Below are 26,683 nucleotides of genomic sequence, written 5' to 3' on the forward strand. Positions count from 1 at the left end.
CCTCATGGCCGCGTTCGATGCGGGCATGGGTCACGGTATCGATCTGGCCGATCGCCCGGAGGGCCGCCATGCCCTCTGCCGCATCGCCTTTGCGCGCGGCCGAGGCGCTGGCGAAGGCGAAGACCTGGGCGGTCGCGGTCAGCGTGCGGTGCTTCTCCTCGATCTCCCCCGAGAGGGCATAGATCACCGAGAAGCCGGACAGCACGAACAGCGATGCGGCAACGGACAGCGTCACCAGCACTGCGAGCTTTCGTCCAATCACCTTCTCGGCCGACTGCGGCATGGATGCGGACCTCGACAGTTCCACCAACAGGATGCGCCCATGCTCTTGATCGCAGCTTAAGGGCGGCGCGCCTTTTGCGGATCGGGCGGGCCGGCGGCACGGGAGCGTCGTCATTCGACGGCGTGGGTCCGGCACCCAAGGCCCTGTTACGTAGAAGCGCGTATACGCTTTGGGCACAAGAATATTAGCCTAGCAACGCCGACCCAAATCGTTTAGATATTTTCCAGGGAGGACGCTCTGCATGTACTTGGCGAGAGTTAATTTTTATACGCGTTGCTCCCTGAAGGGAACCGCGGCAAATTGGGTCAAAGAAATTCTTTTATCCTGCACCACATACGACAATGCCTCCGGTCTATCTGGAGCCTTACTTTTCAACGAACGCTATTTCCTGCAGTCGATGGAAGGAGAGCGGTCGCTTCTGACCAATCAGATCATCAAGATTGCTGAGGACCAGCGGCAGTCCGGCCTGACCGTCGTCAGCTTCACGCCGATTGCATCGCGCATCTATCCGGGCTGGACGGTCGCCTATGCGGGCCACAATGATGCGATGGACTCCCTGTATTTCCGCCATAGCGTGATCGGCGAACTTGATCCCATCCGGATGACCCGCGAGATGATCGAGGGTCTTATGGCCGAGCTGTGCGGCATGGAGGGCGTGAATATCCAGCGATCATCCCCCAACGGGCGGATCCGGTCGCCGGAACGCCCGCGACCCAATTTTTCAATCTGAAGTTACTTTGTTGTTCTCAATTTACTCTTGATCGGCCGTTCGCGCTGACGTCCGTGCCGGCCGACGCCTTCCGGCCCGCCGGCGCTTCGGGCAGGTCTGACCTTCCCTCCGACAGGCGCGGGAGGCTGATGTCGGATTGCGACCCCGCGCGCGCTCCGGCCCGCTACGCCCCGAACGTCCAGAACCGGTTGGCGAAGAAGGTCCAGATGAGGACGATGCCGGTCGTGACGAGTTGGGCGAGCATGTAGTGGATGCCGGCCCAGTCGGTCAGGGCGTGCATCAGGAAGCCGGTCAGCAGGAAGGCGGCGCCGGCGATCAGGGCGAAGCGCGGCACGGCGCCGGCATGGCTGCGGTCGCTGTCGAAGGTGAAGCGGCGGTTGAGGATGTAGGAGATCACGCCGCCGACGATGAAGCCGGCCAGCGACCCGACGACCGGACCGGCCGCTTCGGTCTCGACCAGCCCGATCAGGGTCGCATAATGGCCGACCGCAGCCGCGAGGCCGACCGCGACATAGCGCAGGAACTGATCGGAGAGGGCAGCGAGCATGGCGATTCCCGGTCCTGCCGGCGGATGCGCCGGCGTCGGCGCCGGACGAGGCGGCGCTCGGGGCTGCGGCTAGCGGCCGATTGCGGCGCTTTGCGGACCAAGCCGGCGTCATGCGCGGGCGGCGGCGTCGTTGCCGGCCAGACGCGCCCGGCTGCCGGGCCTTTGCCGGCCGGATCGCGCGCCCGGACGCCGCCGCGCCTGCCATGGCGTCGCCCGCCCCTTCCCGGGCCGCGCCTTTTCCCCTATAAGCCCCCGGGCCCATCCGAACAGACCGCAGCCCTGACGGCGCGCGCACCCCGCGCGACGGAGGCTGGACGCGAGCGAAATATGCCGAAACGGACCGACATCGACACCATTCTCATCATCGGGGCCGGCCCGATCGTCATCGGCCAGGCCTGCGAGTTCGACTATTCCGGCACGCAGGCCTGCAAGGCGCTGAAGGCCGAAGGCTACCGGATCGTGCTGGTCAATTCGAACCCGGCCACGATCATGACCGATCCGGAACTGGCCGACGCGACCTATATCGAGCCGATCACGCCGGAGGTGGTCGCCAAGATCGTCGAGCGCGAGCGCGGCGACCGCTCCAAGGGCTTCGCCATCCTGCCGACCATGGGCGGCCAGACCGCGCTCAACACGGCGCTGTCGCTGCGCAAGATGGGCGTCCTGGAGAAGTTCGATGTCGAGATGATCGGCGCGACCGCCGAGGCGATCGACAAGGCCGAGGACCGGGAACTGTTCCGCAACGCCATGACCAAGATCGGTCTGGCGACCCCGAAGGCGCGCTTCGCCGATGCCGGCGACCTGAAGCGCCAGGACCGGGAGACCTACGAGGCCGAGATCGCGCGGCTGAAGGCCCTGCCCGTCTCCGAGGAGGAGCGGCTGAAGGCCGTGCGCGGGTTCCAGGCCGAGTGGAACGCGAAGGAAGAGGAGCGCAAGCGCCGCTACGTCGCCAAGGGGCTGACCGAGGCGCTTGACGCGCTCGAGGAGATCGGCCTGCCGGCGATCATCCGGCCGTCCTTCACCATGGGCGGCACCGGCGGCGGCATCGCCTACAACCGGGCCGAACTGCTCGACATCGTCGAGCGCGGCCTCGACGCCTCGCCGACCACCGAGGTGCTGATCGAGGAATCGGTGCTCGGCTGGAAGGAATACGAGATGGAGGTGGTCCGCGACCGCGCGGACAACTGCATCATCGTCTGCTCGATCGAGAATCTCGACCCGATGGGCGTGCATACCGGCGATTCGATCACCGTCGCGCCGGCCCTGACGCTGACCGACAAGGAATACCAGATCATGCGCGACGCCTCGCTGGCGGTTCTGCGCGAGATCGGCGTCGAGACCGGCGGCTCCAACGTCCAGTTCGCGGTCAATCCGGAAGACGGCCGCATGGTCGTCATCGAGATGAACCCGCGCGTGTCGCGCTCCTCGGCGCTGGCCTCCAAGGCGACCGGCTTCCCGATCGCCAAGGTGGCGGCGCGGCTGGCGGTCGGCTACACGCTCGACGAACTGGCCAACGACATCACCGGCGGGGCGACCCCGGCGAGCTTCGAGCCGACCATCGACTATGTGGTCACCAAGATCCCGCGCTTCGCCTTCGAGAAGTTCCCGGGCGCCGACCAGCTGCTGACCACGTCGATGAAATCGGTCGGCGAGGTCATGGCGATCGGGCGGACCTTCGGCGAATCGCTGCAGAAGGCGCTGCGCGGCCTGGAGACCGGCCTGACCGGCCTCAACGAGATCGAGATCCCCGGCCTCGGCCAGGGCGACGACAAGAACGCCATCCGCGCCGCGCTCGGCACGCCGACGCCCGACCGGCTGCGCCATGTCGCGCAGGCCATGCGCTTCGGCATGAGCCACGACCAGATCCACCAGATCTGCAAGATCGATCCGTGGTTCCTGGAGCAGCTGCAGGCGATCGTCGACATGGAGGCCAAGGTCCGCGCCCACGGCCTGCCGCCGACCGCGGGGGCCTTCCGGCGCCTGAAGGCGATGGGCTTCTCGGACGCCCGCCTTGCGGAACTGGCCGGCAAGGCCGAGGCCGAGGTGGCGGCGCTGCGCGCCGGGCTCGGCGTGCATCCGGTCTACAAGCGGATCGACACCTGCGCGGCCGAATTCGCCTCGCCGACCGCCTATATGTATTCGAGCTACGAGATGCCCTTCGCCGGCACCCCCGCCGACGAGGCGCGGCCGTCGCAGGCGCGCAAGATCGTCATCCTCGGCGGCGGCCCGAACCGGATCGGCCAGGGCATCGAGTTCGACTATTGCTGCTGCCATGCCGCCTTCTCGCTGAAGGATGCCGGCTACGAGACCATCATGGTCAACTGCAATCCGGAGACGGTCTCGACCGACTACGACACCTCCGACCGGCTCTATTTCGAACCGCTGACCGCCGAGGACGTGCTCGAGATCCTGCGGCTCGAACAGTTGAACGGCACCCTGCACGGCGTCATCGTGCAGTTCGGCGGGCAGACCCCGCTGAAGCTCGCCGGCGCGCTCGAGAAGGCCGGCGTGCCGATCCTCGGCACCACGGTCGACGCGATCGATCTGGCCGAGGACCGCGACCGCTTCAAGCGGCTGCTCGACAAGCACGGCCTGCGCCAGCCGAAGAACGGCATCGCCTATTCGATCGAGCAGTCGCGTCTGGTCGCCGGCGATCTGGGCTTCCCGCTGGTCGTGCGCCCGTCCTACGTGCTCGGCGGCCGCGCCATGATGATCGTGCGCGACGAGAGCCAGTTCGACGACTATCTGCTCGGCGTGCTGCCCGGCATGGTCCCGGCCGACGTGAAGGCCAAGTATCCGAACGACAAGACCGGCCAGATCAACATGGTGCTGGGCAAGTCCCCGCTCCTGTTCGACCGCTACCTGTCGGATGCGATCGAGGTCGATGTCGACGCGCTGTGCGACGGCAAGGATGTCTTCATCGCCGGCATCATGGAGCATATCGAGGAGGCCGGCATCCATTCGGGCGACAGCGCCTGCTCGCTGCCGACCCACTCGCTGAAGGCCGAGATCGTCGCCGAGATCGAGCGGCAGACCCGCGCGCTCGCGCTGGCGCTCGACGTGGGCGGCCTGATGAACGTGCAATATGCGGTCAAGGACGACGTGGTCTACGTGCTCGAGGTCAATCCGCGCGCCTCGCGCACGGTGCCCTTCGTCGCCAAGACGATCGGCATCCCGGTCGCCAAGATCGCCTCGCGGGTGATGGCCGGCGAGCCCCTCGCCAGCTTCGGGCTGAAGCCGAAGGCGCTCGGCCACATCGCCGTCAAGGAGGCGGTGTTCCCCTTCGCGCGCTTCCCCGGCGTCGACACGGTGCTCGGCCCGGAGATGAAGTCGACCGGCGAGGTGATGGGGCTCGACACCGACTATGCGATGGCCTTCGCCAAGTCGCAGCTCGGCGCCGGCCAGCGCGTGCCGACCGGCGGCACGGTGTTCGTCTCGGTGCGCGACGACGACAAGCCGCGCATCCTCGCCTCGATGCGGGCGCTCGCCGAGACCGGCTTCCGCCTGATCGCCACCTCGGGCACGCAGCGCTACCTGGAAGAGAACGGCATCGCCTGCACCAAGATCAACAAGGTGCTGGAAGGCCGCCCGCATGTCGTCGACCGGATCAAGAACGGCGAGGTGCAGCTGGTCTTCAACACGACCGAGGGCAACCAGGCGCTCGGCGACAGCCGCTCGCTGCGCCGGGCCGCGCTGCTGCACAAGGTGCCCTACTACACCACCCTGTCGGGCGCCATCGCGGCCACGCAGGCGATCGTCGCCTATGCCAACGGGGAACTGGAAGTCCGCCCGCTGCAGTCCTATTTCCCGGCCGGGGCCTGACAGCTTCCGGGCCATCTGTCGATACGGGACGTTTCGGGCCTTGACGGGCGGCCCGCAAGGAACCACGCTTCGGGTCCGCCGGATCTCCATCCGGCAGGATCACCCCGGTGATCCGATGCGTCCGAATCCGGCGGCCTTGCGCGGCGGGGCGGGTGTTTCGGAACGCCGGGGCGGAAAGAGCGTTCCAAGGCTTCGCAGAGCGCTTTCGCTCGGGAAGCCGACGCGCCGGGAGGCCCCGAACCGGGTGCTCCCACCCGGGGGCCGGCGCGAGAGCGGAACGCCGCTTTCAGGGGACTCGGGCGTCGTCGGACCGGCAGCGATGCCGGCGGCCGGGCGCCGACGCGAGACGGTTTCCAGGGGACGCCCCCCGGACGCCGTCTGCGAACTGTTGTCATGTCCGGTGAGAGCCGGGCCGGGCAGGGTCCGATCCGGCGGCAGCCGGAACGCCCCTCCCCGGCAAGCCACCCACGGCGCGGCGGTCGTCCCGAGTTCGATCGGGCGACCGCCGCCCTGGCGCAGGTTCGGTCCGGACGGCAACGTCCCGCGGCAGAGCCGGTGCCGCATCAACAACGTGAATGCAGGAGGCGCCTCGCCAGATGCGCCGCCCGCACTTGAGAAAATCGGGGGTTCCAACCCATGGAAAAGATACCGATGACGCCGGCCGGCTTCACCGCTCTCGAATCCGAGCTGAAGATGCGTCAGCAGGAAGAGCGGCCGCGCATCATCGCCGCCATCTCGGAGGCGCGCGCCCATGGCGACCTCTCGGAAAATGCCGAGTACCACGCCGCCAAGGAAGCGCAGAGCCACAACGAGGGCCGCATCGCGGAGCTCGAGGACAAGCTCAGCCGCGCCGAGGTGATCGACGTCACCAAGCTCCACGGCACCAAGATCAAGTTCGGCGCCACCGTCACCCTCGTCGACGAGGATACGGAGGAGAAGCGCACCTATCAGATCGTCGGCGACATGGAGGCCGACGTGAAGCTCGGTCGCATCTCGATCTCCTCGCCGATCGCCCGCGCGCTGATCGGCAAGGATGTCGGCGACACCGTCGAGGTGATGGCCCCGGGCGGCGCCCGCTCCTACGAGGTCGTCGGCGTCCGCTTCGGCTGACGGCCACCGCCCGCGAAGATCGCCGGCCACCGGCCGCGCCCGCCAAATGCAGACGAGAGATGCCCGGGTCCGCCGGGCATTTCCATATTCGGCCCTGCCCGCACGGCCCGGCCCGTCCCGCGAGGCCCGGCCCGCCCCGCAAGGACCGGCCCGGGCGGCCGATTGGCCCCGCATCCAGGGGCACGGCCGCTGCGCCGACGCGAACCGCCCGCATCCGGCGGGACCCTCGACCATTTGCATGCCGAGTGCCGGCCGATTGCCGACGCCCGTCCGCAACGACCGCCGGGTTCACCCGATCGGGACGGTCGGTTCGTCCTTGGCGGTGCGGATGGCGAGCGCGGTCTTCACGCCGGCGACCGCGGGGGCCTTGGTCAGTTCGTCGATGACGAAATCCTGGAAGCTGCGCAGGTCGGGGGCGACGCATTTCAGCATGAAGTCGATCTCGCCGGACAGGATCCAGCATTCCCGGACCAGGCTCCAGCCGCGCACCTTGTCCTGGAAGGCGGCAAGGTCGTGATCGGCCTGGCTGGCCAGCGAGACGAAACAGAACGCGACCAGATCGAAGCCGAGCGCCTTTTCGTCGAGCAGCGTGCGATAGCCGCGGATGATGCCGCTCTCCTCCAGCGACCGGACCCGGCGCAGGCAGGGCGGCGCGGAGATGCCGACGCGGCGGGCCAGTTCGACATTGGTCATGCGGCCGTCGGCCTGCAATTCGCGCAGGATGTGCCAGTCGATTTCGTCCAGACGATGTTTCAAGGGGGAATCCGAAACCGCCGACCCGTGCGGCCGAGGCGCGAGGCTGGCCAGGATCGAAGAGTCTGATGGGGGTTGCGCCGCGTCGCCGCTCTGTAGCACTTTCGCCGCCGCGCGGAAATGACCGCATGGAGGCCGATCCTGTCCGACCCGCCCGCGCCGACCACAGCGACATCCCCTACCGCCTGGATCCTGACCGACGGCAAGGCCGGCGATGTCGGCCCCTGCATCGGCCTTGCCGAGGCGCTCGGCGCGCGCACCCTCTGCCATGTCGTGCCGCGCGAACGGTCGCGCCTGGCGAAGCTCGCCGATCTCGCCGGCTGGCCCGCCGCCCTGCCGGACGACCTGGCGCCGCCCTGGCCCGATCTGGTGCTCGCCTGCGGCGCGCCGGCCGTGCCCTTCGCCCGGGCGATCAAGCGCCGCGCCGGCCGGCGCAGCTTCGTGGTCTTCCTGCGCGACCCGCGGCCGCCGCATCGCGGCGCCTTCGACATGCTCTGGATGCCGGCCCATGACGGTCCGCGCGGGCCGGACGTGGTGGTCACCGAGACGAGCCCGCACCGGATCGCGCCCGCGCTCCTCGCCCGTCACCGGGCCCGCCCGCCGGCCTGGGCGGAGGCCCTGCCCGGCCCGCGCGTCGCCGTCATCGTCGGCGGCGGCCCGGGCCTCGACGCCCTGCCCGACCGCCTGGAGCGGCTCCTGCCCGAGGCCGGCTCGTTCATGATGACGCCGTCGCGGCGGACCGATCCAGCCCTCGCCGCGCGCATCGCCGCGATCGTCGCCCGCCGCCCGGCCTTCGTGTGGACCGGCGAAGGCGACAATCCCTACCCGGCCATGCTGGCGCTGGCGGATGCGATCGTGGTCACCGGGGACAGCCACAACATGGTTTCGGAGGCGCTCGCCACCGGCCGGCCGGTCCTGGTGCACGAACCGGCAACCTTGAGGGACAAGTTTCGTCGCTTTCTCGACGGGTTATACGCTCAAGGCCTGATCCGGCCATTTGAAGGTCGGCTGGAAAGCTATACATATGAAGCGTTGGATTCTACGAAGGTCGTAGCGGACGAGATCGCCCGCCGGCTGGAGGCGTTTCGCACCACGGGACGCGGCGGGGCATGAGCGATGCGAAACCCCGACGTCGCCGCGGGCGTATGGGAATCTGATCCGGGGCGGCCCGGCATCGGCGAGCAGGGTTTCTATCCATGGCATCTTCGAAGGTCCTCATCATCGGCTCCGGCCCGGCCGGCTACACGGCGGCGATCTACGCGGCCCGCGCCATGCTCGAGCCGGTGCTGATCGCCGGCATCCAGCCGGGCGGCCAGCTGACCGTCACGACCGAGGTCGAGAACTATCCGGGCTTCGCCGAGGCGGTCCAGGGGCCGTGGCTGATGGAGCAGATGCGCGCCCAGGCCGAGCATGTCGGCACCAAGATCGTCTACGACACGATCACCAAGGCCGACCTGTCGCGCCGGCCGTTCCGCCTGGAGGGCGATTCCGGCACGGTCTACGAGGGCGAGACCCTGGTCATCGCCACCGGCGCGCAGGCGCGTTGGCTCGGCCTGCCGTCCGAGGAGACCTTCCGCGGCTTCGGCGTCTCGGCCTGCGCCACCTGCGACGGCTTCTTCTACCGCGGTCGCAACGTGCTGGTGGTCGGCGGCGGCAACACGGCCGTCGAGGAAGCCCTCTATCTGACCAACCATGCCGCCAAGGTGACCGTCGTGCACCGGCGCGACAGCTTCCGGGCGGAACGCATCCTGCAGCAACGGCTGGCCGCCAATCCCAAGATCGAGGTGATCTGGGACAGCGAGGTCGCCGAGGTGCTGGGCGGCGGCACGCCGGCGGGCGTGACCGGCGCGCGGCTCAGGAACGTCAAGACCGGCGCGCTGACCGACATCGCGGTCGACGGCGTCTTCGTCGCGATCGGCCACAAGCCCGCCGTCGAGCTGTTCGAGGGACAGGTCCGCCTGAAGCCGTCCGGCTACATCTGGACGGCGCCCTATTCCACCGCCACCAGCGTTCCGGGCGTCTTCGCCGCCGGCGACGTGGCCGACGATGTGTTCCGTCAGGCCGTCACCGCGGCCGGGATGGGCTGCATGGCGGCGCTGGAGGCCGAGAAATTCATCGCCGGGATTTCGCATCATCGCGAAGCAGCCGAGTAAAGGCCGCGCGGGAACCGGCGCCGGAAACGATCCGGAGCCGGTCGGGCGCGCCGCGACAGACGAGGGGGAATCGGCTTGGACTGGGACAAGCTCCGTATTTTTCACGCCGCCGCCGAAGCCGGCAGCTTCACGCATGCCGGTGAAAAGCTGGACATGAGCCAATCGGCGGTCAGCCGGCAGGTCAGCGCGCTGGAACAGGATTTGAACGTCCCCCTGTTCCATCGCCATGCCCGCGGCCTGATCCTGACCGAGCAGGGCGAGCTCCTGTTCCGCACCGCGCGCGAGGTTCTGGTCAAGCTCGATCAGGTCCGCTCGCGGCTGGTGGAGACCAAGGAGAAGCCGTCCGGCTCGCTGCGCGTGACCACGACCTTCGGGCTCGGCACCTCCTGGCTGACCGCGCGCATCCACGAATTCGTCGATCTCTATCCGGATGTGCAGCTCGAACTGATCCTCGACGACGAGGAGCTCGATCTCGGCATGCGGCAGGCCGACGTGGCGCTGCGCATCCGCCAGCCGGTGCAGCCCGACCTGATCCAGCGCAAGCTGTTCACGGTGCATTTCCACCTCTACGCCTCGCAGGCCTATCTGAAGCGCCACGGCAGCCCGGAGAGCGTCGCCGATCTCGACGAGCACCGCACCGTGACCTTCGGCCAGTCGACGCCGACCTATCTGCGCGACATGAACTGGCTGGAGACCGCCGGCCGGCAGCCGGGCAACCCGCGCAAGGCGACGCTGAAGATCAACAACGTGATCGCCATCAAGCGTGCGGTGGAGCGGGGCATCGGCATCGCATTGCTGCCGGACTACCTGATCGATCCGGGTTCGGAACTGGTGCAGCTGATCCCGGAGGCCGACGTGCCGGCCTTCGACTGCTACTTCGTCTACCCGGAAGAGATGCGCAACACCGCCCGCGTCAAGGTGTTCCGCGACTTCCTGATCACCAAGGCCGAGCGCTGGACCTTCTGACATCCGGCGCCCGCACCATGACCGCCGGCCCCGCCAGCCCCCGCCACGCCCCCTCGGCGGCGGGATGGCAGGATCACATGGCGGCCCGTGCGGATCGCGCGGATGCCGGCGACGGCGGCCGAAGCCGGTTCGACGCCGGAGCCGGTGTGACGGCGCTCTTCGGTCTGCGCTTGTGATGCCCGGACGATGCCTAGTCTGCGGCTTCGTTTATATTGGGCGCCCTGCATTCGATACATTGATGAATTGTTAACCTCGCCGCTGCAATCTGGGCGCCTCGACCGCCCTGATCTAGCGGTCGTTGGTTCTCCCCTCTGGATCATGCCTTCAAAGGCCACCTTGACCGGGCCGAGACGCGCTCTCGGCCCGGCTTTTTCCAAAACGTTTGTGGTGCTCTCTCGAAGGCCGATCCGGCCGCCGGCGCGGCGACGGTTCCGCTGCGACAGGGCTATGCGGCGCCGCGTCCGCGCCCGGTCGGGCGGCTCGGATCCGGGACGCCCCTCCTCCGCCTTTACGGCCCTGCCGCAAAGTGATTTCCTTCAGAGCCCGTCCCGGTCGGATCGAAACGGTCCGACCGCAGAGGACCGGCTCAAGCCGTTGAATCCGGAGCATTTCCCGATTGCCGATGGGATCAATCCATCCGATCGGGAAAGGCTCGAGGGGACCACATGCGGAGGACGCAGACATGATGCATCGGCGGCACCTATTGGCAGGCCTGGGGACGACCCTCTTCGCGGCATTGGCGCCCGGCGCGCTGCGGGCCGCCCCGATCAAGCCGGGCGACAAGGCGGCCCTCCTGGTCATCGACGTGCAGAACTGCTTCCTGCCCGGCGGCAGCCTGGCGGTGAAGGACGGCGATCAGGTCGTCCCGGTGATCAACCGGATCGCCAAGGCCTTCGCCAATGTCGTGCTGACGCAGGACTGGCACACGCCCGCCCATGTCTCCTTCGCCTCCAGCCACGCCGAGAAGAAGCCCTTCGACCTGATCGACCTGCCCTATGGCAAGCAGGTGCTGTGGCCGGATCATTGCGTGCAGGGCACCGAGGGCGCGTCGCTGTCCAAGGACCTGCTCATCCCGCAGGCCGAACTGATCATCCGCAAGGGCTACCACAAGTCGGTCGACAGCTACTCGGCCTTCACCGAGGCAGACGGCAAGACCACGACCGGGCTCGGCGCCTATCTGAAGGCGCGCGAGATCGACACCGTCTTCGTCGCCGGCCTGGCGACCGATTTCTGCGTCGCCTGGTCGGCGCTCGATGCCCGCAAGGCCGGCTTCACCACCTATGTGGTCGAGGACGGCTGCCGCGGCATCGACGCCCAGGGCTCGCTCGCCAAGGCCTGGACCGACATGGCCGCCGCCGGCGTGCAGCGCATCCAGTCGACCGATATCGCCGTCTGAGCCGGCACCCCGGACGGCCGCGACCTTTCCGCCGCCCGCCGGGGCGGCGGGATCGGCCCTCATGGAACAGCGGGTGCGGCGGCCGCCAAAGAAAGGGGCCGCGCCTCGCGAGAGGCCGGCCCAGGAGATCGCGGGTGGGAGTCTCGGCCCGCCGGCCCCCGGCGGGGTTATCGAAAGCGTCGCGAGCTCAGCTGCCCGACTTGCCCTCGAAGCGGCCGGTGAAGACCTTGTTTTCGGTATCGACCACGTCGACCGTCACGTCGCCGGGCTGTTCGGGCATCTTGAAGCGGAAGGTCGGATCCTCGGAGATCGAGATGCCGCCCTCCATGGCGAGCAGCGTCTTGTCGCCCTGGCGGACGGTGACGTTGCGCACGAACCAGGCCGGAATGTAGAGCCGGCTGACCTGATCCATCTGCAGGCCGGAATTGTTCGGGTGTCGGATCTGGATCTGGGCTTCGGACTGGCCGGCCGCGGCGTAGCGGCGGAACTTCATCTTGCCGAGATTCTGCAGCGCTTCCTGCGGATCCTTGCCGGCCGGGGCCGAGCAGCCGCCCGAGGCCTTGACGTAGTTGGCGGTCATGTAGAGCCGGCCGTCGCTGGTCTCGGCGATGGCGCGCACATAGGAATAGCTGTTGACGCGGATGCGGGTCGACAGGCCGACCTCGCGCTGGCCGTCGCCGAAGCGGAAGGTGGCCGCGACCGGCGAGGGATTCTCGTCGATGATCAGCGTCACCGCCTTCACGCTGCGGCCGTCGCCTTCGGGCAGGGCGACCGAGAAGTCGACCGGCACGGTCGCCGCATCCTCGGCGCGGACCGGGGTCGACAGAGTCAGGATGCCCTTGCCGTCCTCGATGGCGCGGGTGCCGAACACGTCCGTCTTGAGGCCCGTCCAGGTCGTCTGATCCTCGGCACCCGCGACCGGAACCCCGGCCACCGTCAGCCCGGCCGCCAGAAATGCCCCCGCCACAACCTGCCTGAATCGCGCGCGCATGGATGGTCCTCCCGAACCCTATTCGTTAGGTGTGCATAATATACGAGCAGCCGGGCCTGCGGAAACACGACTTCGTGTGAAGACACGGCCCCGCGCCGCGGCACCTCGCCGCTGCCCGACGCTGCCGGCCGCCTCCCCTGCGGCGAAGACGGCGCGCGCCATCGCTCGCGAGATCCGCTATAGCTCTCGGCCAGCGCGAGACATCCGGCCGTGCGCCGGGTCGCCAGGGAGGAGCGCTTGACCGACAATCCCGCGGCTTCGGCCGCCCGGATCGATTGCCTGCCGGATCTCGGCCGGCGCACGCTGATCATGGGCATTCTCAATGTCACGCCGGACAGCTTCTCCGACGGCGGGCTGTTCGCGAGCTTCGAGGCGGCATCCGCCCATGCGGTCGAGCTGGTCGCCGAGGGCGCCGACATTCTCGACATCGGCGGGGAATCGACCCGGCCCGGCCATACCGCGGTGCCGGCCGAGGAGGAGATGGCGCGCGTGCTGCCGGTGCTGCGCCAGGCCGTCGCCAGCGTCGCCGCGCCGATCTCGATCGACACCTACAAGGCCGTGACGGCGCGAGCCGCCTTCGAGGCCGGCGCCCGCATCCTGAACGACGTCTGGGGCCTGCAGCGCGAACCCGAGATCGCCCGGGTCGCGGCCGATTTCGCCGCGCCGGTGATCGCCATGCACAATCGCGAGACGGTCGACGGGAGCCTGGACATCGTCGAGGAGATGAAGGCCTTCTTCGACCGGACCCTCGCCATCGCGCGCGCCGCCGGCATCCCGGACGGCCGCATCGTGCTCGATCCGGGCATCGGCTTCGGCAAGACCTTCGAGCAGAATCTGGACGCCCTGCGCCGGCTCGGCGACCTGAAAAGGCTCGGCTTCCCGCTGCTGGTCGGCACGTCGCGCAAGTCGCTGATCGGCAAGCTGCTCGACAAGACGCCGCGCGAGCGGATCAACGGCACCATCGCGTCCAACGTCATGGCCATCGCCAACGGAGCCGACATCATCCGCGTCCACGACGTGCTCGCCCATCGCGAGGCGGCACGCATCGCCGACGCCATCATGGGGAAGGACATCATGGGGAAGGCCACCACGGGGACGGCCATCACAGGGACGGCCATCACGGGGACCGAACGATGACCGACCGCATCCTCCTGTCGCGCATCGCCGTCTACGCCTATCACGGCGTCTTCCCGGAAGAGGAGCGGCTCGGCCAGCGCTTCTACATCTCGATCGACGCCCGGCTCGACCTGAAGCCGGCCGGGACCAGCGACGACTGGCACAAGACGGCCTCCTACGACCAGATCGCCGAGATCGTCGTGAAGGTCTCGACCGGGCAGCGCTTCCACCTGATCGAGGCGCTCGCCGAGCGGGTCGCCAGCCAGATCCTGGAGCGTTTCGCGATCATCACCTCCGTGCTGGTGCGCGTCGAGAAGCCGGCCGCGCCGATCCCGACCATCCTGGACGGCGTCACCATCGAGATCGAGCGGAGCCGGGATGGCTAGAGCCTATCTGGGTCTCGGCGGCAATATCGGCGACGTGCGCGCGACCATCGCGGCCGCCGTCGACCGCCTCGTCGCGCGCGGCGCGACGGTCATCGCCCGCTCGGCCGACTACGGCACCCCGCCCTGGGGCAAGCTCGACCAGCCGCCCTATGTCAATGCCTGCGTGGCCCTGGAGACCGACCTCGCGCCCGCGGATCTGCTCGCGCTGGTGCTGTCGATCGAGCAGGAATTCGGCCGCCGGCGCCTGGAGAAGTGGGGTCCGCGCACGCTCGACATCGACATCCTGACCTATGACGACCGCACCGTCGACCTGCCCGGCCTGGTCATCCCGCATCCCTACATGCTCGAGCGCGCCTTCGTGGTCGTCCCCCTCGCCGAAATCGCCGCCGACCTGATCGTCAAGGGCGAGCGCGTCGGCGACGTGGCGGAACGCATCGATCGCGCCGGCATCGAACGGCTGGGATAGGGGCAGGGTCGATCCGCAGGGATCGGATGGCGCTCCAGCTGTCTTTGCGTACGCAAGCTCATCCGATCAAGGCCGGTCGCTCTGATCGGACCTTGCTCAAATATCGGGCGTCACGCGGTCCAGCCTGGTCAGCGCCGCTTCGCCTTCACGGCAGGAAGCGGACCGAATCGAAGAAGTCTTCGAACGGGTCGCCGCGGCCGAAGCCGGGGCCGCCGCGGCAGGAGGCGATCGTCGCGATCAGCGCGTAGGTGCCGGACGGCGTCGGCACGCAGAGCAGCTCGCCGCGCGGGGTGGCATTGCGGCACAGGGTATGGGCGGTATGGCGCTCGCCGCGGCGACCGGCGAGCGTGTCGGGCGCGATGGTCGGAACCACGTAGAGCGAGTCCGGCAGATGCGCCTTCGCCAGATCGGCACAGTTCTGCGGCGAGCGCAGGACGGTGACCTGACTGCGCTTGCGGTCGAGCGGGTCCGACGGGGTCAGCACGAAGCTGTCGGGCGTGACGTTCGACAGCGTCCAGCGGCTGCTCTCGTAGCGCAGGCGCATCTTGCCGGCGACGGCCTCGCGCGTCTCGGCGCCGGCGGGGACGGCGAGCGCCGCCGAAAGCAGGGCGGCGGCGACGGCCGCGACGGCGACGGCCACGACGGTCGGAACGGCGATGGCCGCGACGGCGGCCGAAAGGCTCTTTTGCTGCAGCCCCGCCGAAACGGTCTTTTCCGGCTCCCCCGGAGTCTCGGCGCGGCGCGGCCGGCCGCTGGACGATTCGCACATGATGGTTCACCGCCCACGAGGATCGGCCGTCCGGGAGGAGCCCCGGACCGGCCGGCTTTGCGGCCGGAGTGGGGCCGCTACGGCTTCGACACTGTCGGCGTCGACTGTGTCGAATGCACGATTGCCGGTTTGACCGGTGGCGGCCCGGCAGGCCGCGCGGGCGCCGGCTCGCCCTCGATCCAGGGTTCGGATTTCTCCGTCGGAAAGTTCATTTCCGCCCATCCGTCCGTCCCGCCCGGGAACCAGGTCACGTTCGAATAGCCATATTCGAGCATGGCCCGGCGCGCGGCATTCCAGCTCATCCAGCAATCTGCAAGGCAATAGAACACAATCGGCCGGCTCTTGTCGCCCCCCGTGATCGCCTGCAGGCCAGCGCGGAAATAGCGGTCCATCTCGGGCGAGAGCGCGCCATAGCCGACATTGGCGAGCCAGATCGAGCCGGGGATGTTGGCGCGCGGCTTGTCGCGCCAGATCGTGCCGGGCGGCAGGTTGGCGGGCTTCGGCGCCCGCGGCAGGACATCGACGAACAGCGCGTCCCGTCCCGCCCAGAGGTCATAGGCCGGGTCGGCATCGACCACTCGCGCGCCCTTCAGCGTCTCCGGCGTCGGGGTGCGGAAGTCGTCCATCCGGTAGCCGTCCGGCTCGACCGGTGCGGCTTCGGCCGCGGCGGCGCCAGCGCTACCGAACAGGGCGGCGGCGATGGCCGGCACCGACGCGCCGAGGATGGCGACGGCGAGAACGGCGGCGATGCGCCCGGTCGGGAGGCGGCGGATCGGCACGGGGCGGGCCATCGATCACTCTCCGGGGCGGCCGACCTGTGCGGCGGCAGTGGATCGGGGCGACCGCCGCCGGACGGCAGTCGCCGGCGCGTTCATCAGCTGCGCGGCTTGGTGATCGGCCGGTCCTGGTCGTCGAGCAGCGGGACGCCATAGCCGAGCAGGATCTTGTCGATCTCGCCCTGGCGCCCGGCGATCAGTTCGTTGAGCCGGCGCTTCCACTCCAATTCGCCGTGGCGGATGCCGAAGGTGATCCGGAACGACATGGGCGGACCGTTGGTCTCGTGGGTCAGGGCGGTCACGGTCAGCGGCGCCGAAGCCTGCCGGGCGAACCATCCCCCGTTCGGCCCCCACAGGATGCCGGCATCGATCTCGCCGGAGACGATGTCCGAAATCATCGCCTCGGCGGGCGAATCGTAGCGGCGATCGACGATCAGCGGATAGGATTTCGCCTTCGGCAGCAGGCCGTAGCGCAGCATGTAGTCGGACGGCGGCGTCGCCGCGATCAGCCCGATGCGCTTGTCCTTCAGCCGTTCGTCCGACAGGCGGTCGACGCCGTCGAGCGGGCCGCCCGTCTTGGTGACCAGCACGAAGGCCGACTTGTAGTAGGCATTGGTGTTCTGCACCGGGTCCGCGCCCGAGGCATAGCCGATGATCACGTCGCACAGCTTGGTGCCGAGCGTGTTGCGGACGAAGCCGGGCCCCTGCGGCATCCAGAAATAGCGCAGCGGCAGCTTGACCTCGGCCGCGATCAGCTCGGCGATCTTGTTTTCGAACCCGCCCTCGTCGCGGTTCGAGAACGGCATGTTGGCGGGATCGCCGCAGACCCGGAAGGCCTCGTCGGAGACCACGGCCGGCCGCTGCTGGGCGGCGGCCGGAAGCGGCGAAAGGGCGACGAGAAGGCAGGCGGCGATCCGGCTGTTCATGGCTCAGTTCGCCATGCAGGCGTCTTCGTACTGCTTGATCGCGTCGACCTTCGCCTCGCGCTTCTCCGGCCGGGCACGCGCCAGCGCACCGTCGGCGCGGGCCTTCAGGTAGACGTAGAGATCGTCGATGTAGCACATCACGTTCTTGTTCGTGCCGAAGGAGGGCATGACGCTCTCCTTGCCGGCCGTGTGCACGGTGCGACCGTTGACGACCGTCTCCTGGAACTGGTCGTAGGTCAAAGTCTGCAGCGAGACGCGCAGCGCCGGGGCGTAGGTCGAGCCCTCGCCGTCCGGGCCGTGGCAGACATGGCATTCGGCGTGATAGCGGCGGTAGCCCGAGAAGGTGTACCAGTCCCAGGTGCCGTCGTCCTTCTTGTTCCAGGTCGGATTGCCGTCCTTGTCGAGATACTTGCCGTCTTCCGACTTCACGGCCGGACCTGCGATGACGGACCCAGCACCGGCCAGCGCGCCTAAGAAAACCATAAGATATACTGACTTCTTGATCGACATGGCGCGCTTTCTCCCAAACGACGCTACCGTTGACGACGGCCTGACCGGCTGCCCTAGTCCTTGTCTTATGTAGAAAAAAAGAGACCGGCGTCAACGAGGTGACGCCGGTCCCTTTGTCGCAGATCGCGGAGATCTTAGTTGGGCAGAGCGAAGACGGTCAGCTGGCCACCGAGAGCGGTGTAGTTGCTGAGACCCGCATAGCCGCCGACCGCGCCGAGACCGGCATTCGGGTCGGTCAGACCGGCCGCCAGACCGATACCGGCCCAACCACCGACGCCCGACAGGATGGCGACGTACTGCTTGCCCTTGTTGGTGTAGGTCATCACGTTACCGATGATGCCCGACGGGGTCTTGAACTTGTACAGTTCCTTGCCCGACACCGAGTCGACGGCCTTCAGATAGCCTTCGAGCGTGCCGTAGAAGACCACGTCGCCGGCCGTGGCGAGGGCGCCGGACCACACGGAGAACTGCTCCTTGTTGGACCAGACGATCTTGCCCGTCTTGCCGTCCCAGGCGATGAAGTTACCCATGCCGCCGTGGCTGTTCGGGGCCGGATACATCGCAAGGGTCGCGCCGACATAGGGCTGGCCGGGGGTGTAGGTCACCTTGAACGGCTCGTAGTCCATGCAGACGTGATTGGTCGGGACGTAGAACAGCTGGGTCTTCGGCGAGTAGGCCGCAGGCTGCTGGTCCTTGGTGCCGAGAGCCGCCGGGCAGATGCCCTTCGAGTTCACGTCTTCGCCGTTCTGCTCGGTCGAGTACTTGGCCACGACCGCCGGACGACCATAGGTCGGGCTCGACTTGTTCATGTCGACGCCGGTGGTCCAGTTGACGACCGGATCGAACTTCTCGGCGACGATCAGATCGCCGTTCTCGCGGTTCAGCGTGTAGCCGAGACCGTTGCGGTCGAAGTGCGTCAGCAGGGGCGTAACCTTGCCGCCGATCTCCTGATCCGTGAGGATCATTTCGTTGATGCCGTCGAAGTCCCACTCGTCATGGGGGGTCATCTGATAGACCCACTTGGCCATGCCGGTGTCGACATCGCGACCCCAGATGGTCATCGACCAGCGGTTGTCACCCGGACGCTGCTTCGGGTTCCAGGTCGAGGGGTTGCCCGAACCGTAATACATCAGGTTCAGCTTGGGGTCGTAGGAATACCAGCCCCAGGTGCAGCCGCCGCCGGTCTTCCACTGGTCGCCCTGCCAGGTGTTGATGCCGGAGTCCTTGCCGACCGGCTTGCCGAGATGGGTGGTCTTGACCGGATCCATCAGGGTCTGATCATCCGGGCCCATCGAGTAGCCGCGCCAGACGCGCTTGCCGGTCTTGATGTCGTAGGCCGTGACGTGGCACTGCACGCCGAACTCGCCGCCCGAGATGCCGACGATCACCTTGTCCTTCACCGGAAGAACGGTGGCGGTGTTGGTCTCGCCGCGCTTGGGATCGCCGTTGACGACCTTCCAGACTTCCTTGCCGGTCTTCATGTCCAGGGCGACGACGGTGGTGTCGGCCTGATGCAGGAAGACCTTGCCGTCGCCATAGGCGAGGCCGCGGTTGACGGTGTCGCAGCACATCACCGGGATGACCGAAGGATCCTGCTTCGGCTCATACTTCCAGAGGATGCGACCCTCGTTGTTCAGGTCGAGCGCGTAGACGATGTTCGGGAACGGGGTGTGGACGTACATCACGTCCCCAACCACGAGCGGCGAACCTTCGTGACCGCGCAGGACGCCCGTCGAGAAGGTCCAGGCAACCTGGAGCTTCGAGACGTTGTCCTTGTTGATCTGGTTCAGCTTCGAATAGCGGGTGTTGGCGTAGTCACCCGTCTGAAGGACCCACTGATTGGGGTCCTGCGTCAGCTTGATGATTTCGTCGTTGGCGAAGGCCGGCGCCGCAAGAGCGACCGTACCGGCAAGCGCCGCCACGAACTTTTTGATGATCATAAGGCTTCCTCCCAAGCGTGACCGACACCGCGTCCCGCACACGGGAAAGCGCCGCCAGAACACCGAATTTCGGGAACCAGATCTTCGGCAGCGTGTCACGACCGGACATGAGTCGGTCTACACACAGGGCGCTTCCGTCCCTGCCAGGCCTACGAACCGCACCTCACGCTCCCAGACATGAGGTGGTTGAAGCCGAAGACTGAGAAGACCCTAATAAGAGCCCTCTTACGCGGCAATACGTATTTTCACGTAGCGGCCCGCCGGAAAGGCATTGCGGAGCCCGCGCCCCCTGCGACATTCCGGCTCGCCCTCTTAATGCATTGCAGCAATTATCATTTCGGAAACGTTCTCAAGACCCGCCGGGCATGCCCACGGGATGGGCGCCTGCCTGAATTCGAGGCATGGCGCTTTGCTACTCCCATTCCATCTCCTTGAAGGCGGCGGTCGCGTTTCGGGCATTGAAATCCTCGAACAGCGCCCAGGCATCACGCTCGGAAATGCCGGCCTTGGCGGCCGCCTCGGCGATGGTGCGGCCGTCGGCGACCATGGCGCGGACATCGTCGCGCAGTCTGTTCAGGTAGCGCCACTGCGGCGCCATCGCGTCCGGCCAGGAGAGCGAGGCCGGTCCGTGGCCGGGCACCACCCGGTCGACCGGCCGCTTGGCGGCCTCCGCCATCACCTTCAGCCAGCCCGCCAGGCTGCCGTCCAGCGCCGGCACGTGGCGCACGAACAGGAGATCGGCGAGCCACCAGCTGCGGGTCGCAGCGTCATACACGCTCAGATCGGCATTGGTATGGGCCGTCGGATGGGCTTCCAGCACCAGGATCCGCCCGCCCAGATCGATCTCGCGCCGTTCCGCGACCGCCTCGTCGGGCGGCACGATCTCGGTGCCGGCGAAATCCGCCTCCCCGACCAGGCGCCGATTGGCCTCCAGATAGACGGTCGCGCGGCTGAGCAGCGCGAGCTTCAGGTTGGCGTGACCGACGAACCGGGTCCCGTCGGCGCGGAAGGCCACGTTGCCGAGCACGTGGTCGGGATGGAAATGGGTGTTGATGACCCAGCGGATCGGCTTGTCGGTCTTGGCCCGCACGGCGGCGAGCAGGCGCCGGCCGGCCGCCGCGCTGCCGCCGGTGTCGATCACCGCCACCGCGTCGCCGCCGACCACGAAACCGACATTGCCGATGGCGCCGCCGTTGACCGGTGCCGCCAACTGGTAGGGCGCCTGGTAGACGAACAGCCCCGGCGCGACCTCCTGGACCGGCAGCGGGGTCTCCTCGGCCCATGCTGCAGCGCACAAGATTCCGAGGCCGCAGGCCAGCGCGACCAGCCGCGCCGCCATGGTGTGAAGGGCAAAATGACGCATCGTTTTCTCCTGCGGCAGCGGCTTCCTGCAGCGCCGGAGGCGGCCCGCGACAGGCGGGGTTCGGCGCCCGGCGCCTTCAATCCTCGGAGATCGTCCCCGGATAGCGCCGCGCCAGATCGGCGCGGATGGAATCGATCCAGACGGGGGGCCGATCGCCGCGCCGCCGGTCGAGCCGCTCCTCGCCGATCACCCGGGTCGGCCGCGGCGCGAGCAGAATCAGCCGGTCGGCCATCTCCAGCGCCTCGCGCACATTGTGGGTGACCATCAGGACCGTGACGCCGCGCACCGCCGCCGCCGCCGCGATCAGCCGCCGCAGCCGGGCCGCCGTCATGTCGTCGAGCGAGACCAGCGGCTCGTCGAGCACCAGGAGGTCGGGCTCGACGGCGAGCGCGCGGGCGAGCGCCACGCGCCGCTCCATGCCGAGCGACAGCTCCTGCGGAAAGCGGGTCCGCGCCTCCGCAAGGTCAAGCTCGGCGAAGAGCGGGCCGAGATCGGTGCCGCGACGGGCCGGCGGCAGCATCAGGCGGACATTGTCCTCGACCGTGCGCCAGGGCAGCAGGCGCGGCTCCTGGAACATGACGCCGGTGCGTGCGCCCGCGGCGGGCAGCGTCACGTGGCCGGAGAAGTCGCGGTCGAGGCCGAGCAGGATGCGCAGGGTGGTCGACTTGCCGCAGCCGGACGGGCCGATCAGGCAGGCGAAGTCGCCGGCGGGCACCGAGAAATCGAGCCCGGCAACGGCCGTGACCGCCCCGCCCTCAGCCGAGCGGAAGCGCTTCTCGTCGATGCGGACCTCAAGCGTGCCGGATGCGCCAGCGAGAAGCATGCCGTTCCACCGGTTGCACGAGGGCATATTCGATCACCAGCATGACGGTCGCGAAGGCGACCGAATAGCCCAGGATCGCGGTCACGTCGAAATTCTGGAAATGCAGATGGATGGCGTAGCCGACGCCGTTCGAGCGGCCGAGCAGTTCGACCAGCAGCACCACCTTCCAGATCAGCGCCAGTCCGGACCGTGCCGAGGCCGCCAGATAGGAGCCGAGCTGCGGCAGCACGACATGGCGCAGCCGGTCGAGCGCGGACATCCGGTAGACCTCGGCGACCTCGTCGAGCTTCGGATCGAGCGCCCGGGTGCCCTCGCGCATGGTCACGGCGACGTTGGGGATCTTGTTGAGCGCGACCGCCCCGATCGCGGCCGCCTCGTTGAGGCCGAACCAGACATAGGCGAGCACGGTGATGACCAGCGCCGGGGTATTGAGCAGCACGATCAGCCAGCTGTCGCCGAACAGGTCGATCAGCTGCGACCGGCCCATGGCGATGCCGATCGCCGTGCCGATGGCCATCGCGATCACGAAGGCGGCCGCCACCCGGGCAAGCGTATAGGCGAGATGACGCAGCAATTCGCCGGCCGCCGTCTCGGCGACGATGAAGCGGCCGACCTCGAGCGGCGACGGCATGGTCGCGCGGCCGGCGAGAAGCGCGATCGCCTCCCAGACGAGCAGGAAGACGACCAGCGAGAGGACCCTGAGGCCGGACCGATTGAGCGCGCCGCGGCTCCGGCCGGCGCCGTCAGGAGCCACCTTTCAGCCCCGACCAGTAGATGCCGTCCGGCAGCGTGCGCGCCGGGCCGACCAGCCGTTCACCGCCGATCTCGGCCAGGATCGCGTAGAGCCGGCGCGCATCGGCCTGCTCGGCCTCGACCGGCCGCTTCGGGATGCCGTCCAGGAAGCGGCGCCTGAGCGCCTGGAACGTGGCGTCGTCTTCGGCGCGCATCTGCGGCCGGATGCGCTGCCATTCGGCCTCCGAGCCGGCCAGCAGGGCCTTGGCCTTGCGCGAGGCCTCGGCCAGCCCCTTCAGCGCCGCCGGATGTTCGGCCGCGAAACCGGCGCGGAACACGTAGCCGAGCAGCGAGACGTTGCCCTCGATGCCGAACTTGCGCGCGGCCTCGTCGAACGGCATCAGCTCGCGGAAGCCCTTGGCCTCCAGGCGCGCGGCGAAGTTCCAGAACAACAGCGCCGCATCCAGTTCGCCGGTCTCCAACTTCTGCTGCAGAAGCGGCGGCGCGCCGAAGACCGGCTCGGCGTCGCGCGTCAGGTCGATGCCGGCCGACTGCCTTGCATAGCCCTGGATCAGGAGCCAGCCCTTGTCGAGCGCGCCCCCGGCGACGCCGATCTTCTTGCCCTTGAGGTCGGCGAGCGTGCGGATCGGCGATCCGGCCGCGACCATGATCGAGCCTTCGGTGGCCGAGAACGGGATATAGACGACCGGCCGGTTCTCGGCGGTCAGCCGCGCCGCCCAGAGCACGTCGGAGACGATGGTGTCGACCTCTCCGGCCTGGAAGGCGATGCGCGCGGCATCGTTGGAGGCGAGTTCGACGATCTCGATCTCGACGCCGGCGGCCGCGTCGAGCCCGTGCGCCTTGATGACCGAGGTTTCCCAGCTGACGGTGCCGAATTTCAGCACGCCGACCTTCAGCCGCTCGGCCGCCGCGGCGGTGCCGGCGCCCCATCCGGTCGCGAGCGCGGCCGCCGATGTGGCGAGCGCCAGCGCCAGGACCGACCTCCGCGCAAAACCGACCATGACCGTCTCCCGAATGGAACTTGCGGGATAAAATAGAAGGCGGACCGGGAAGACAAGGCACGGCAAGGTCGCAGGAGGCAAAATCACATAAGAAATCAATAAGGAAATGCGACAGGCCGGCAAGGACCGGAGCCGCCCGCGCGGGCCGGCCCCCGGCTTCCGGAGGATCGTCCGGCGCCCGCACTGGGCGCGGCCCATGGCCGCTCACGCGCAAGTGATGCCCGTTCCGCCCCTCGGCAACGAATGGGAGGAGAGACACGCCTGATCCGCCGGCCCGATCCCTGTCGCGGACCGGCGGCGGATCGGACCCGACGACCTGCGGAACGGACCCCCATCATGACCACGATCGAAACCTTGCGGACGGAACTGAGCGCGCGCGGCGTCCTGGCCAAGCTCTTGGGCGGCGGCGCCCTCGGGCTCCTGGTCTGGGAACTCTGGGCGCGCGTGCTGACCAAGGCCGTGCTCGGCTATCCGCTGGAGCCGGCCGGGCTGATCGACGCCATCGCCAATCATCTGTTCGGCCTCCAGGTACCCACCCTCGTGCGCGAGGCGCTGCATTACGGGGTCGGCATCGTCGGCTATCCGCTCGCCTTCTTCGTCATCTCGCGCGTGGTGCCGCGCTGGGGCCTGGTGCTGGACATGGTCGTGTTCGTGACCTTCACGGGCGCGTGCATCGGGCAGATCGTCGACGGCACCGGGACGCCGCTGATGTTCATCTTCTACACGGCGGTCGTCGGCCTCTTGGCGACGCGGGCGATCAACCGGGATCCGGCCATCGCCGATGCCATCTCGTGGGGCAATTTCACCTGGTTCAACGCGCTCGGCCTGTTCGCCCCCCTCGGCGGCGGCCTGTCCTTCTATCTGCTCGGCGAGGGCGGCGAACTCTCCTACATGAGCTTCGTCGGCCATGTGATCTACGGCGCCATCGCCGCATGGCTGTTCATGCGCTGGACGGTCCCGGCCGGGCAGGCGGCACACGGACGCCCCGGCGCGGGCGCGGCGCTGCAGGCCGGCTGAAGCGTCGGCCGGGACGGCGCTTTTCGGTTCCCGTCCCCTCCCCCGATGGCCTAAACTCGGCGCCGGCCTCCACAACGACGGGGGCCGGCGGGCAAATCGGGGGATGCGCCATGGCACCGGTCAACATGTTCGGCTTCCTGCCCGACGGCACGGGGATCGCCAATCTCTGGATCTCCGGCGGCGGCCTCTCGGTCGGCATCATCGGCTACGGCGCCTCGATCCGGGAGCTGACCTTCGATCCCGGCGACGGCCCGCGCCGGACCGTGCTCGGGCTGCAGACGATCGACGACTATCTCGCCCATGCCTCGCATATGGGGGCGATCGCGGGGCGCTATGCCAACCGCATCGCCGCGGGTCGCTTCACCCTGGACGGGCGCGAGATCGAGCTCAACCGCAAGCCGGGCGAGACCCATCATCTGCATGGCGGCGTGCGCGGCTTCGGCAAGCGCGCCTGGAAGGTGGTCGAGCGCGGCACCAAGGCCTGCGCGCTCGAACTGGTCTCGCCGGACGGCGACGAGGGCTATCCGGGGCAGGTCACGGCGCGCTGCCGCTATGCGATCGCCGGCGACGGCATCCTGCGCATCGAGCTGACCGCCGTCACCGATGCGCCGACCGTCGTCAACCTGGCACCGCACAGCTATTTCAACCTCGACGGCGGGCCGGACGTGCTCGACCATGTCCTGGAGATCGCCGCCGAGGCCTATACGCCGGTCGATGCCGACCTGATCCCGACCGGCGACATCCTTCCCGTGGCGGGCACCGATTTCGACTTCCGCCGGCCGCGCCCGATCCGGCTCGAGCGCGACGGCGGCCGCGTCGCCTACGACCACAATTTCGTGGTCGCCCGCGACCGCGCCGTCGAGCCGCGCTTCATTGCGCGCGCCACCGGCCCGAAGACCGGCACGACGCTGGAGGTCTGGTCGACCGAGCCCGGCCTGCAGGTCTACGACGCCGCCAAGATGAACATCCCCGTGCCCGGCACGGGTGGTCGAACGTTCGGCCCGGCGGCCGGCTTCTGCCTGGAGCCGCAGCTCTTCCCCGACACGCCGAACCGGCCGGACTTCGGTTCGGCCGAGCTCAGGCCCGGAGAGACCTACCGGCAGGTGACCGAATACCGCTTCTCGGCGCGGTGACCGGCATGGCGGGCGTGCTCTGCGTCGGCATCGCAGCCTACGACATGGTGTTCGGCATCGAGGCGATCCCGGACCGGGCCGGCAAGGTGCGGGCGACGCGCTTCGCGGAGGGCGGCGGCGGCTGCGCCGGAAATGCCGCAGCGGCGATCGCCCGGCTCGGCGGCCGCGCCGTCTATGCCGGCCGCTTCGGCGCCGACGCCATCGCCGAGCGCATCCTGGAGGATCTCGGGCGGGAAGGCGTCGAGCCGCGCCATGTCGCGAAGGTGGCCGGGGGCAAATCCTCGATCTCGGCGATCATGGTCGATGCCGGCGGGGAGCGGCTGATCGTCAATTTCCGCGACCCGGACCTGCCCGAGTGCCTCGACATCCTGCCCGAGGCGCTGGCGCCGGATCTCGACGCCGTGCTGGCCGATACGCGCTGGATCGGCGCCGCCGCGCCCGCGCTGCGGCTCGCGGCCCAGGCCGGCCGGCCCGGCATCCTCGATGCCGAGCCGCCGCTCGGCGCCCTCGACGCGGCGCTTCAAGCGGCCTCCCATGTCGTCTTCTCGGCGATCGGCCTCGCCGATCTGACCGGCACGGCGGATCCCGTCGCCGGGCTGGCGATCGCGCGGAGCCGCCTGCCCGGCTGGCTCGCCGTGACCGACGGCGCCGCCGGGACTTTCGTGGCGGGTGCGGACGGGCCGCAGCGCGTGCCGAGCCTGCCGGTCGACGCCGTCGACACGCTCGGCGCCGGCGATGTCTGGCACGGCGCCTTCGCGCTGCGGCTGGCGGAAGGGGCCGGGGAGATCGAGGCGGTGGGCTTCGCCAATGTCGCGGCGGCGCTGAAATGCCGGGTCTTCGGCGGCAAGGCCGGCGCGCCGGACCGGGCGGCAGTCGAGGCGGCGCTCGGCGAGCTGCCGCCGGCGTGACCGGATCGTCACGCCCCTAAAGCGGGCATACCCACCGGGGCGGGA

At 68.6% G+C, this 26,683-nt stretch carries 26 protein-coding genes; 13 read left to right on the forward strand and 13 right to left on the reverse strand.

The features are described from left to right. A partial coding sequence (locus ABB55_RS30230) for a hypothetical protein (RefSeq protein ID WP_160321167.1) occupies window positions 1–283 on the reverse strand: 283 nt, incomplete at its 3' end. Between the two features lie 241 nt (window positions 284–524). Here ABB55_RS30230 and ABB55_RS05585 point away from each other — a divergent pair. Then, entirely contained in the window at window positions 525–1,013 is a 489-nt protein-coding gene (locus ABB55_RS05585; protein WP_083463380.1) for a BLUF domain-containing protein, read from the forward strand. A gap of 163 nt (window positions 1,014–1,176) precedes the next feature. Here the strand turns inward: ABB55_RS05585 and ABB55_RS05590 are convergent, their stop codons facing one another. Beyond that, window positions 1,177–1,560, reverse strand: a complete 384-nt coding sequence (locus ABB55_RS05590) for a GtrA family protein (RefSeq protein ID WP_054357930.1) — start codon at window positions 1,558–1,560, stop codon at window positions 1,177–1,179. Window positions 1,561–1,887: 327 nt separating this feature from the next. Here ABB55_RS05590 and carB point away from each other — a divergent pair, with 327 nt between their 5' ends. Next, the gene (carB, locus tag ABB55_RS05595) at window positions 1,888–5,382 is read left to right on the forward strand and encodes a carbamoyl-phosphate synthase large subunit (RefSeq protein ID WP_054357931.1); all 3,495 of its coding nucleotides are present in this window, start codon (window positions 1,888–1,890) and stop codon (window positions 5,380–5,382) included. A 636-nt stretch (window positions 5,383–6,018) separates the two neighbouring features. Then, window positions 6,019–6,492, forward strand: a complete 474-nt coding sequence (gene greA / locus ABB55_RS05600; protein ID WP_054357932.1) for a transcription elongation factor GreA — start codon at window positions 6,019–6,021, stop codon at window positions 6,490–6,492. A 288-nt stretch (window positions 6,493–6,780) separates the two neighbouring features. On the opposite strand, the gene ABB55_RS29555 is transcribed toward greA, so the two are convergent. Continuing rightward, a complete protein-coding gene (locus ABB55_RS29555; protein WP_054357933.1) occupies window positions 6,781–7,248 on the reverse strand; it encodes an Lrp/AsnC family transcriptional regulator in 468 nt (155 codons plus the stop codon). Window positions 7,249–7,365: 117 nt separating this feature from the next. Between ABB55_RS29555 and ABB55_RS05610 the strand changes: the two genes are divergently transcribed. The 4 genes from ABB55_RS05610 to pncA all read left to right on the forward strand — a co-directional run bounded on the left by ABB55_RS05610 (window position 7,366) and on the right by pncA (window position 11,760). After that, on the forward strand, window positions 7,366–8,358 hold the full coding sequence (locus tag ABB55_RS05610; RefSeq protein WP_054357934.1) for a mitochondrial fission ELM1 family protein: 993 nt from the start codon (window positions 7,366–7,368) through the stop codon (window positions 8,356–8,358). An 83-nt stretch (window positions 8,359–8,441) separates the two neighbouring features. Next, a complete protein-coding gene (gene trxB / locus ABB55_RS05615; RefSeq protein ID WP_054357935.1) occupies window positions 8,442–9,398 on the forward strand; it encodes a thioredoxin-disulfide reductase in 957 nt (318 codons plus the stop codon). Window positions 9,399–9,473: 75 nt separating this feature from the next. Beyond that, entirely contained in the window at window positions 9,474–10,364 is an 891-nt protein-coding gene (locus tag ABB55_RS05620; protein WP_054357936.1) for a LysR family transcriptional regulator, read from the forward strand. Between the two features lie 682 nt (window positions 10,365–11,046). Next, entirely contained in the window at window positions 11,047–11,760 is a 714-nt protein-coding gene (gene pncA / locus ABB55_RS05625; protein WP_054357937.1) for a bifunctional nicotinamidase/pyrazinamidase, read from the forward strand. 187 nt (window positions 11,761–11,947) lie between these two features. Here the strand turns inward: pncA and ABB55_RS05630 are convergent, their stop codons facing one another. After that, entirely contained in the window at window positions 11,948–12,751 is an 804-nt protein-coding gene (locus tag ABB55_RS05630) for a quinoprotein dehydrogenase-associated SoxYZ-like carrier (protein ID WP_054357938.1), read from the reverse strand. Window positions 12,752–12,988: 237 nt separating this feature from the next. On the opposite strand from ABB55_RS05630, the gene folP reads away from it, so the two are divergent. Genes folP through folK form a run of 3 tightly spaced genes read left to right on the forward strand, consistent with a single transcriptional unit; the run spans window position 12,989 to window position 14,719 of the window. Beyond that, on the forward strand, window positions 12,989–13,888 hold the full coding sequence (gene folP / locus ABB55_RS05635; protein WP_054357939.1) for a dihydropteroate synthase: 900 nt from the start codon (window positions 12,989–12,991) through the stop codon (window positions 13,886–13,888). Further along, on the forward strand, window positions 13,885–14,253 hold the full coding sequence (gene folB / locus ABB55_RS05640) for a dihydroneopterin aldolase (RefSeq protein WP_054357940.1): 369 nt from the start codon (window positions 13,885–13,887) through the stop codon (window positions 14,251–14,253). Before folP ends, folB begins: the two co-directional genes overlap by 4 nt. Then, the gene (folK, locus tag ABB55_RS05645; protein WP_054357941.1) at window positions 14,246–14,719 is read left to right on the forward strand and encodes a 2-amino-4-hydroxy-6-hydroxymethyldihydropteridine diphosphokinase; all 474 of its coding nucleotides are present in this window, start codon (window positions 14,246–14,248) and stop codon (window positions 14,717–14,719) included. The genes folB and folK overlap by 8 nt, the downstream gene beginning before the upstream one ends. 145 nt (window positions 14,720–14,864) lie before the next feature. Here the strand turns inward: folK and ABB55_RS05650 are convergent, their stop codons facing one another. The 9 genes from ABB55_RS05650 to ABB55_RS05690 form a co-directional block, all read right to left on the reverse strand. Next, entirely contained in the window at window positions 14,865–15,488 is a 624-nt protein-coding gene (locus ABB55_RS05650) for a hypothetical protein (RefSeq protein WP_054357942.1), read from the reverse strand. A gap of 77 nt (window positions 15,489–15,565) precedes the next feature. Next, window positions 15,566–16,279, reverse strand: a complete 714-nt coding sequence (locus ABB55_RS05655) for a PQQ-dependent catabolism-associated CXXCW motif protein (protein ID WP_083463381.1) — start codon at window positions 16,277–16,279, stop codon at window positions 15,566–15,568. An 83-nt stretch (window positions 16,280–16,362) separates the two neighbouring features. Next, window positions 16,363–17,190 (reverse strand): substrate-binding domain-containing protein, encoded by an 828-nt coding sequence (locus ABB55_RS05660; RefSeq protein WP_054357943.1) that lies wholly within the window; start codon window positions 17,188–17,190, stop codon window positions 16,363–16,365. A gap of 3 nt (window positions 17,191–17,193) precedes the next feature. Continuing rightward, window positions 17,194–17,673 (reverse strand): c-type cytochrome, methanol metabolism-related, encoded by a 480-nt coding sequence (locus ABB55_RS05665; protein ID WP_244471974.1) that lies wholly within the window; start codon window positions 17,671–17,673, stop codon window positions 17,194–17,196. Window positions 17,674–17,834: 161 nt separating this feature from the next. Then, window positions 17,835–19,640, reverse strand: a complete 1,806-nt coding sequence (xoxF5, locus tag ABB55_RS05670) for a lanthanide-dependent methanol dehydrogenase XoxF5 (RefSeq protein ID WP_054357944.1) — start codon at window positions 19,638–19,640, stop codon at window positions 17,835–17,837. 412 nt (window positions 19,641–20,052) lie between these two features. Then, the gene (locus tag ABB55_RS05675) at window positions 20,053–21,003 is read right to left on the reverse strand and encodes a quinoprotein relay system zinc metallohydrolase 2 (protein ID WP_244471975.1); all 951 of its coding nucleotides are present in this window, start codon (window positions 21,001–21,003) and stop codon (window positions 20,053–20,055) included. Window positions 21,004–21,079: 76 nt separating this feature from the next. Next, the gene (locus ABB55_RS05680) at window positions 21,080–21,826 is read right to left on the reverse strand and encodes an ABC transporter ATP-binding protein (protein WP_054357946.1); all 747 of its coding nucleotides are present in this window, start codon (window positions 21,824–21,826) and stop codon (window positions 21,080–21,082) included. Then, the gene (locus ABB55_RS05685; protein WP_054357947.1) at window positions 21,795–22,580 is read right to left on the reverse strand and encodes an ABC transporter permease; all 786 of its coding nucleotides are present in this window, start codon (window positions 22,578–22,580) and stop codon (window positions 21,795–21,797) included. The genes ABB55_RS05680 and ABB55_RS05685 overlap by 32 nt, the downstream gene beginning before the upstream one ends. Beyond that, the gene (locus tag ABB55_RS05690) at window positions 22,570–23,580 is read right to left on the reverse strand and encodes an ABC transporter substrate-binding protein (protein ID WP_054357948.1); all 1,011 of its coding nucleotides are present in this window, start codon (window positions 23,578–23,580) and stop codon (window positions 22,570–22,572) included. The genes ABB55_RS05685 and ABB55_RS05690 overlap by 11 nt, the downstream gene beginning before the upstream one ends. A 336-nt stretch (window positions 23,581–23,916) precedes the next feature. On the opposite strand from ABB55_RS05690, the gene ABB55_RS05695 reads away from it, so the two are divergent. The 3 genes from ABB55_RS05695 to ABB55_RS05705 all read left to right on the forward strand — a co-directional run bounded on the left by ABB55_RS05695 (window position 23,917) and on the right by ABB55_RS05705 (window position 26,638). Then, window positions 23,917–24,597, forward strand: a complete 681-nt coding sequence (locus tag ABB55_RS05695) for a hypothetical protein (protein ID WP_054357949.1) — start codon at window positions 23,917–23,919, stop codon at window positions 24,595–24,597. A gap of 110 nt (window positions 24,598–24,707) precedes the next feature. After that, entirely contained in the window at window positions 24,708–25,730 is a 1,023-nt protein-coding gene (locus tag ABB55_RS05700) for an aldose epimerase family protein (RefSeq protein ID WP_160321168.1), read from the forward strand. Between the two features lie 5 nt (window positions 25,731–25,735). After that, window positions 25,736–26,638 carry a PfkB family carbohydrate kinase gene (locus ABB55_RS05705; RefSeq protein WP_152981932.1) on the forward strand — a complete coding sequence of 301 codons (903 nt, stop codon included), beginning with the start codon at window positions 25,736–25,738 and terminating at the stop codon, window positions 26,636–26,638. Window positions 26,639–26,683 lie beyond the last annotated feature (45 nt).

It is taken from the genome of Prosthecodimorpha hirschii (assembly GCF_001305515.1).
GTDB classification, from domain to species: Bacteria; Pseudomonadota; Alphaproteobacteria; order Rhizobiales; family Ancalomicrobiaceae; genus Prosthecodimorpha; species Prosthecodimorpha hirschii.

Coding starts and splice junctions, on each gene's coding strand:
- ABB55_RS05585 (WP_083463380.1), top strand. CDS start 525: ATGTACTTGGCGAGAGTTAATTTTTATACGCGTTGCTCCCTGAAGGGA.
- ABB55_RS05590 (WP_054357930.1), bottom strand. CDS start 1,560: ATGCTCGCTGCCCTCTCCGATCAGTTCCTGCGCTATGTCGCGGTCGGC.
- carB (WP_054357931.1), top strand. CDS start 1,888: ATGCCGAAACGGACCGACATCGACACCATTCTCATCATCGGGGCCGGC.
- greA (WP_054357932.1), top strand. CDS start 6,019: ATGGAAAAGATACCGATGACGCCGGCCGGCTTCACCGCTCTCGAATCC.
- ABB55_RS05610 (WP_054357934.1), top strand. CDS start 7,366: ATGACCGCATGGAGGCCGATCCTGTCCGACCCGCCCGCGCCGACCACA.
- trxB (WP_054357935.1), top strand. CDS start 8,442: ATGGCATCTTCGAAGGTCCTCATCATCGGCTCCGGCCCGGCCGGCTAC.
- pncA (WP_054357937.1), top strand. CDS start 11,047: ATGATGCATCGGCGGCACCTATTGGCAGGCCTGGGGACGACCCTCTTC.
- ABB55_RS05630 (WP_054357938.1), bottom strand. CDS start 12,751: ATGCGCGCGCGATTCAGGCAGGTTGTGGCGGGGGCATTTCTGGCGGCC.
- folB (WP_054357940.1), top strand. CDS start 13,885: ATGACCGACCGCATCCTCCTGTCGCGCATCGCCGTCTACGCCTATCAC.
- folK (WP_054357941.1), top strand. CDS start 14,246: ATGGCTAGAGCCTATCTGGGTCTCGGCGGCAATATCGGCGACGTGCGC.
- ABB55_RS05650 (WP_054357942.1), bottom strand. CDS start 15,488: ATGTGCGAATCGTCCAGCGGCCGGCCGCGCCGCGCCGAGACTCCGGGG.
- ABB55_RS05655 (WP_083463381.1), bottom strand. CDS start 16,279: ATGGCCCGCCCCGTGCCGATCCGCCGCCTCCCGACCGGGCGCATCGCC.
- ABB55_RS05660 (WP_054357943.1), bottom strand. CDS start 17,190: ATGAACAGCCGGATCGCCGCCTGCCTTCTCGTCGCCCTTTCGCCGCTT.
- ABB55_RS05665 (WP_244471974.1), bottom strand. CDS start 17,673: ATGGTTTTCTTAGGCGCGCTGGCCGGTGCTGGGTCCGTCATCGCAGGT.
- xoxF5 (WP_054357944.1), bottom strand. CDS start 19,640: ATGATCATCAAAAAGTTCGTGGCGGCGCTTGCCGGTACGGTCGCTCTT.
- ABB55_RS05675 (WP_244471975.1), bottom strand. CDS start 21,003: ATGCGTCATTTTGCCCTTCACACCATGGCGGCGCGGCTGGTCGCGCTG.
- ABB55_RS05680 (WP_054357946.1), bottom strand. CDS start 21,826: ATGCTTCTCGCTGGCGCATCCGGCACGCTTGAGGTCCGCATCGACGAG.
- ABB55_RS05690 (WP_054357948.1), bottom strand. CDS start 23,580: ATGGTCGGTTTTGCGCGGAGGTCGGTCCTGGCGCTGGCGCTCGCCACA.
- ABB55_RS05695 (WP_054357949.1), top strand. CDS start 23,917: ATGACCACGATCGAAACCTTGCGGACGGAACTGAGCGCGCGCGGCGTC.
- ABB55_RS05700 (WP_160321168.1), top strand. CDS start 24,708: ATGGCACCGGTCAACATGTTCGGCTTCCTGCCCGACGGCACGGGGATC.
- ABB55_RS05705 (WP_152981932.1), top strand. CDS start 25,736: ATGGCGGGCGTGCTCTGCGTCGGCATCGCAGCCTACGACATGGTGTTC.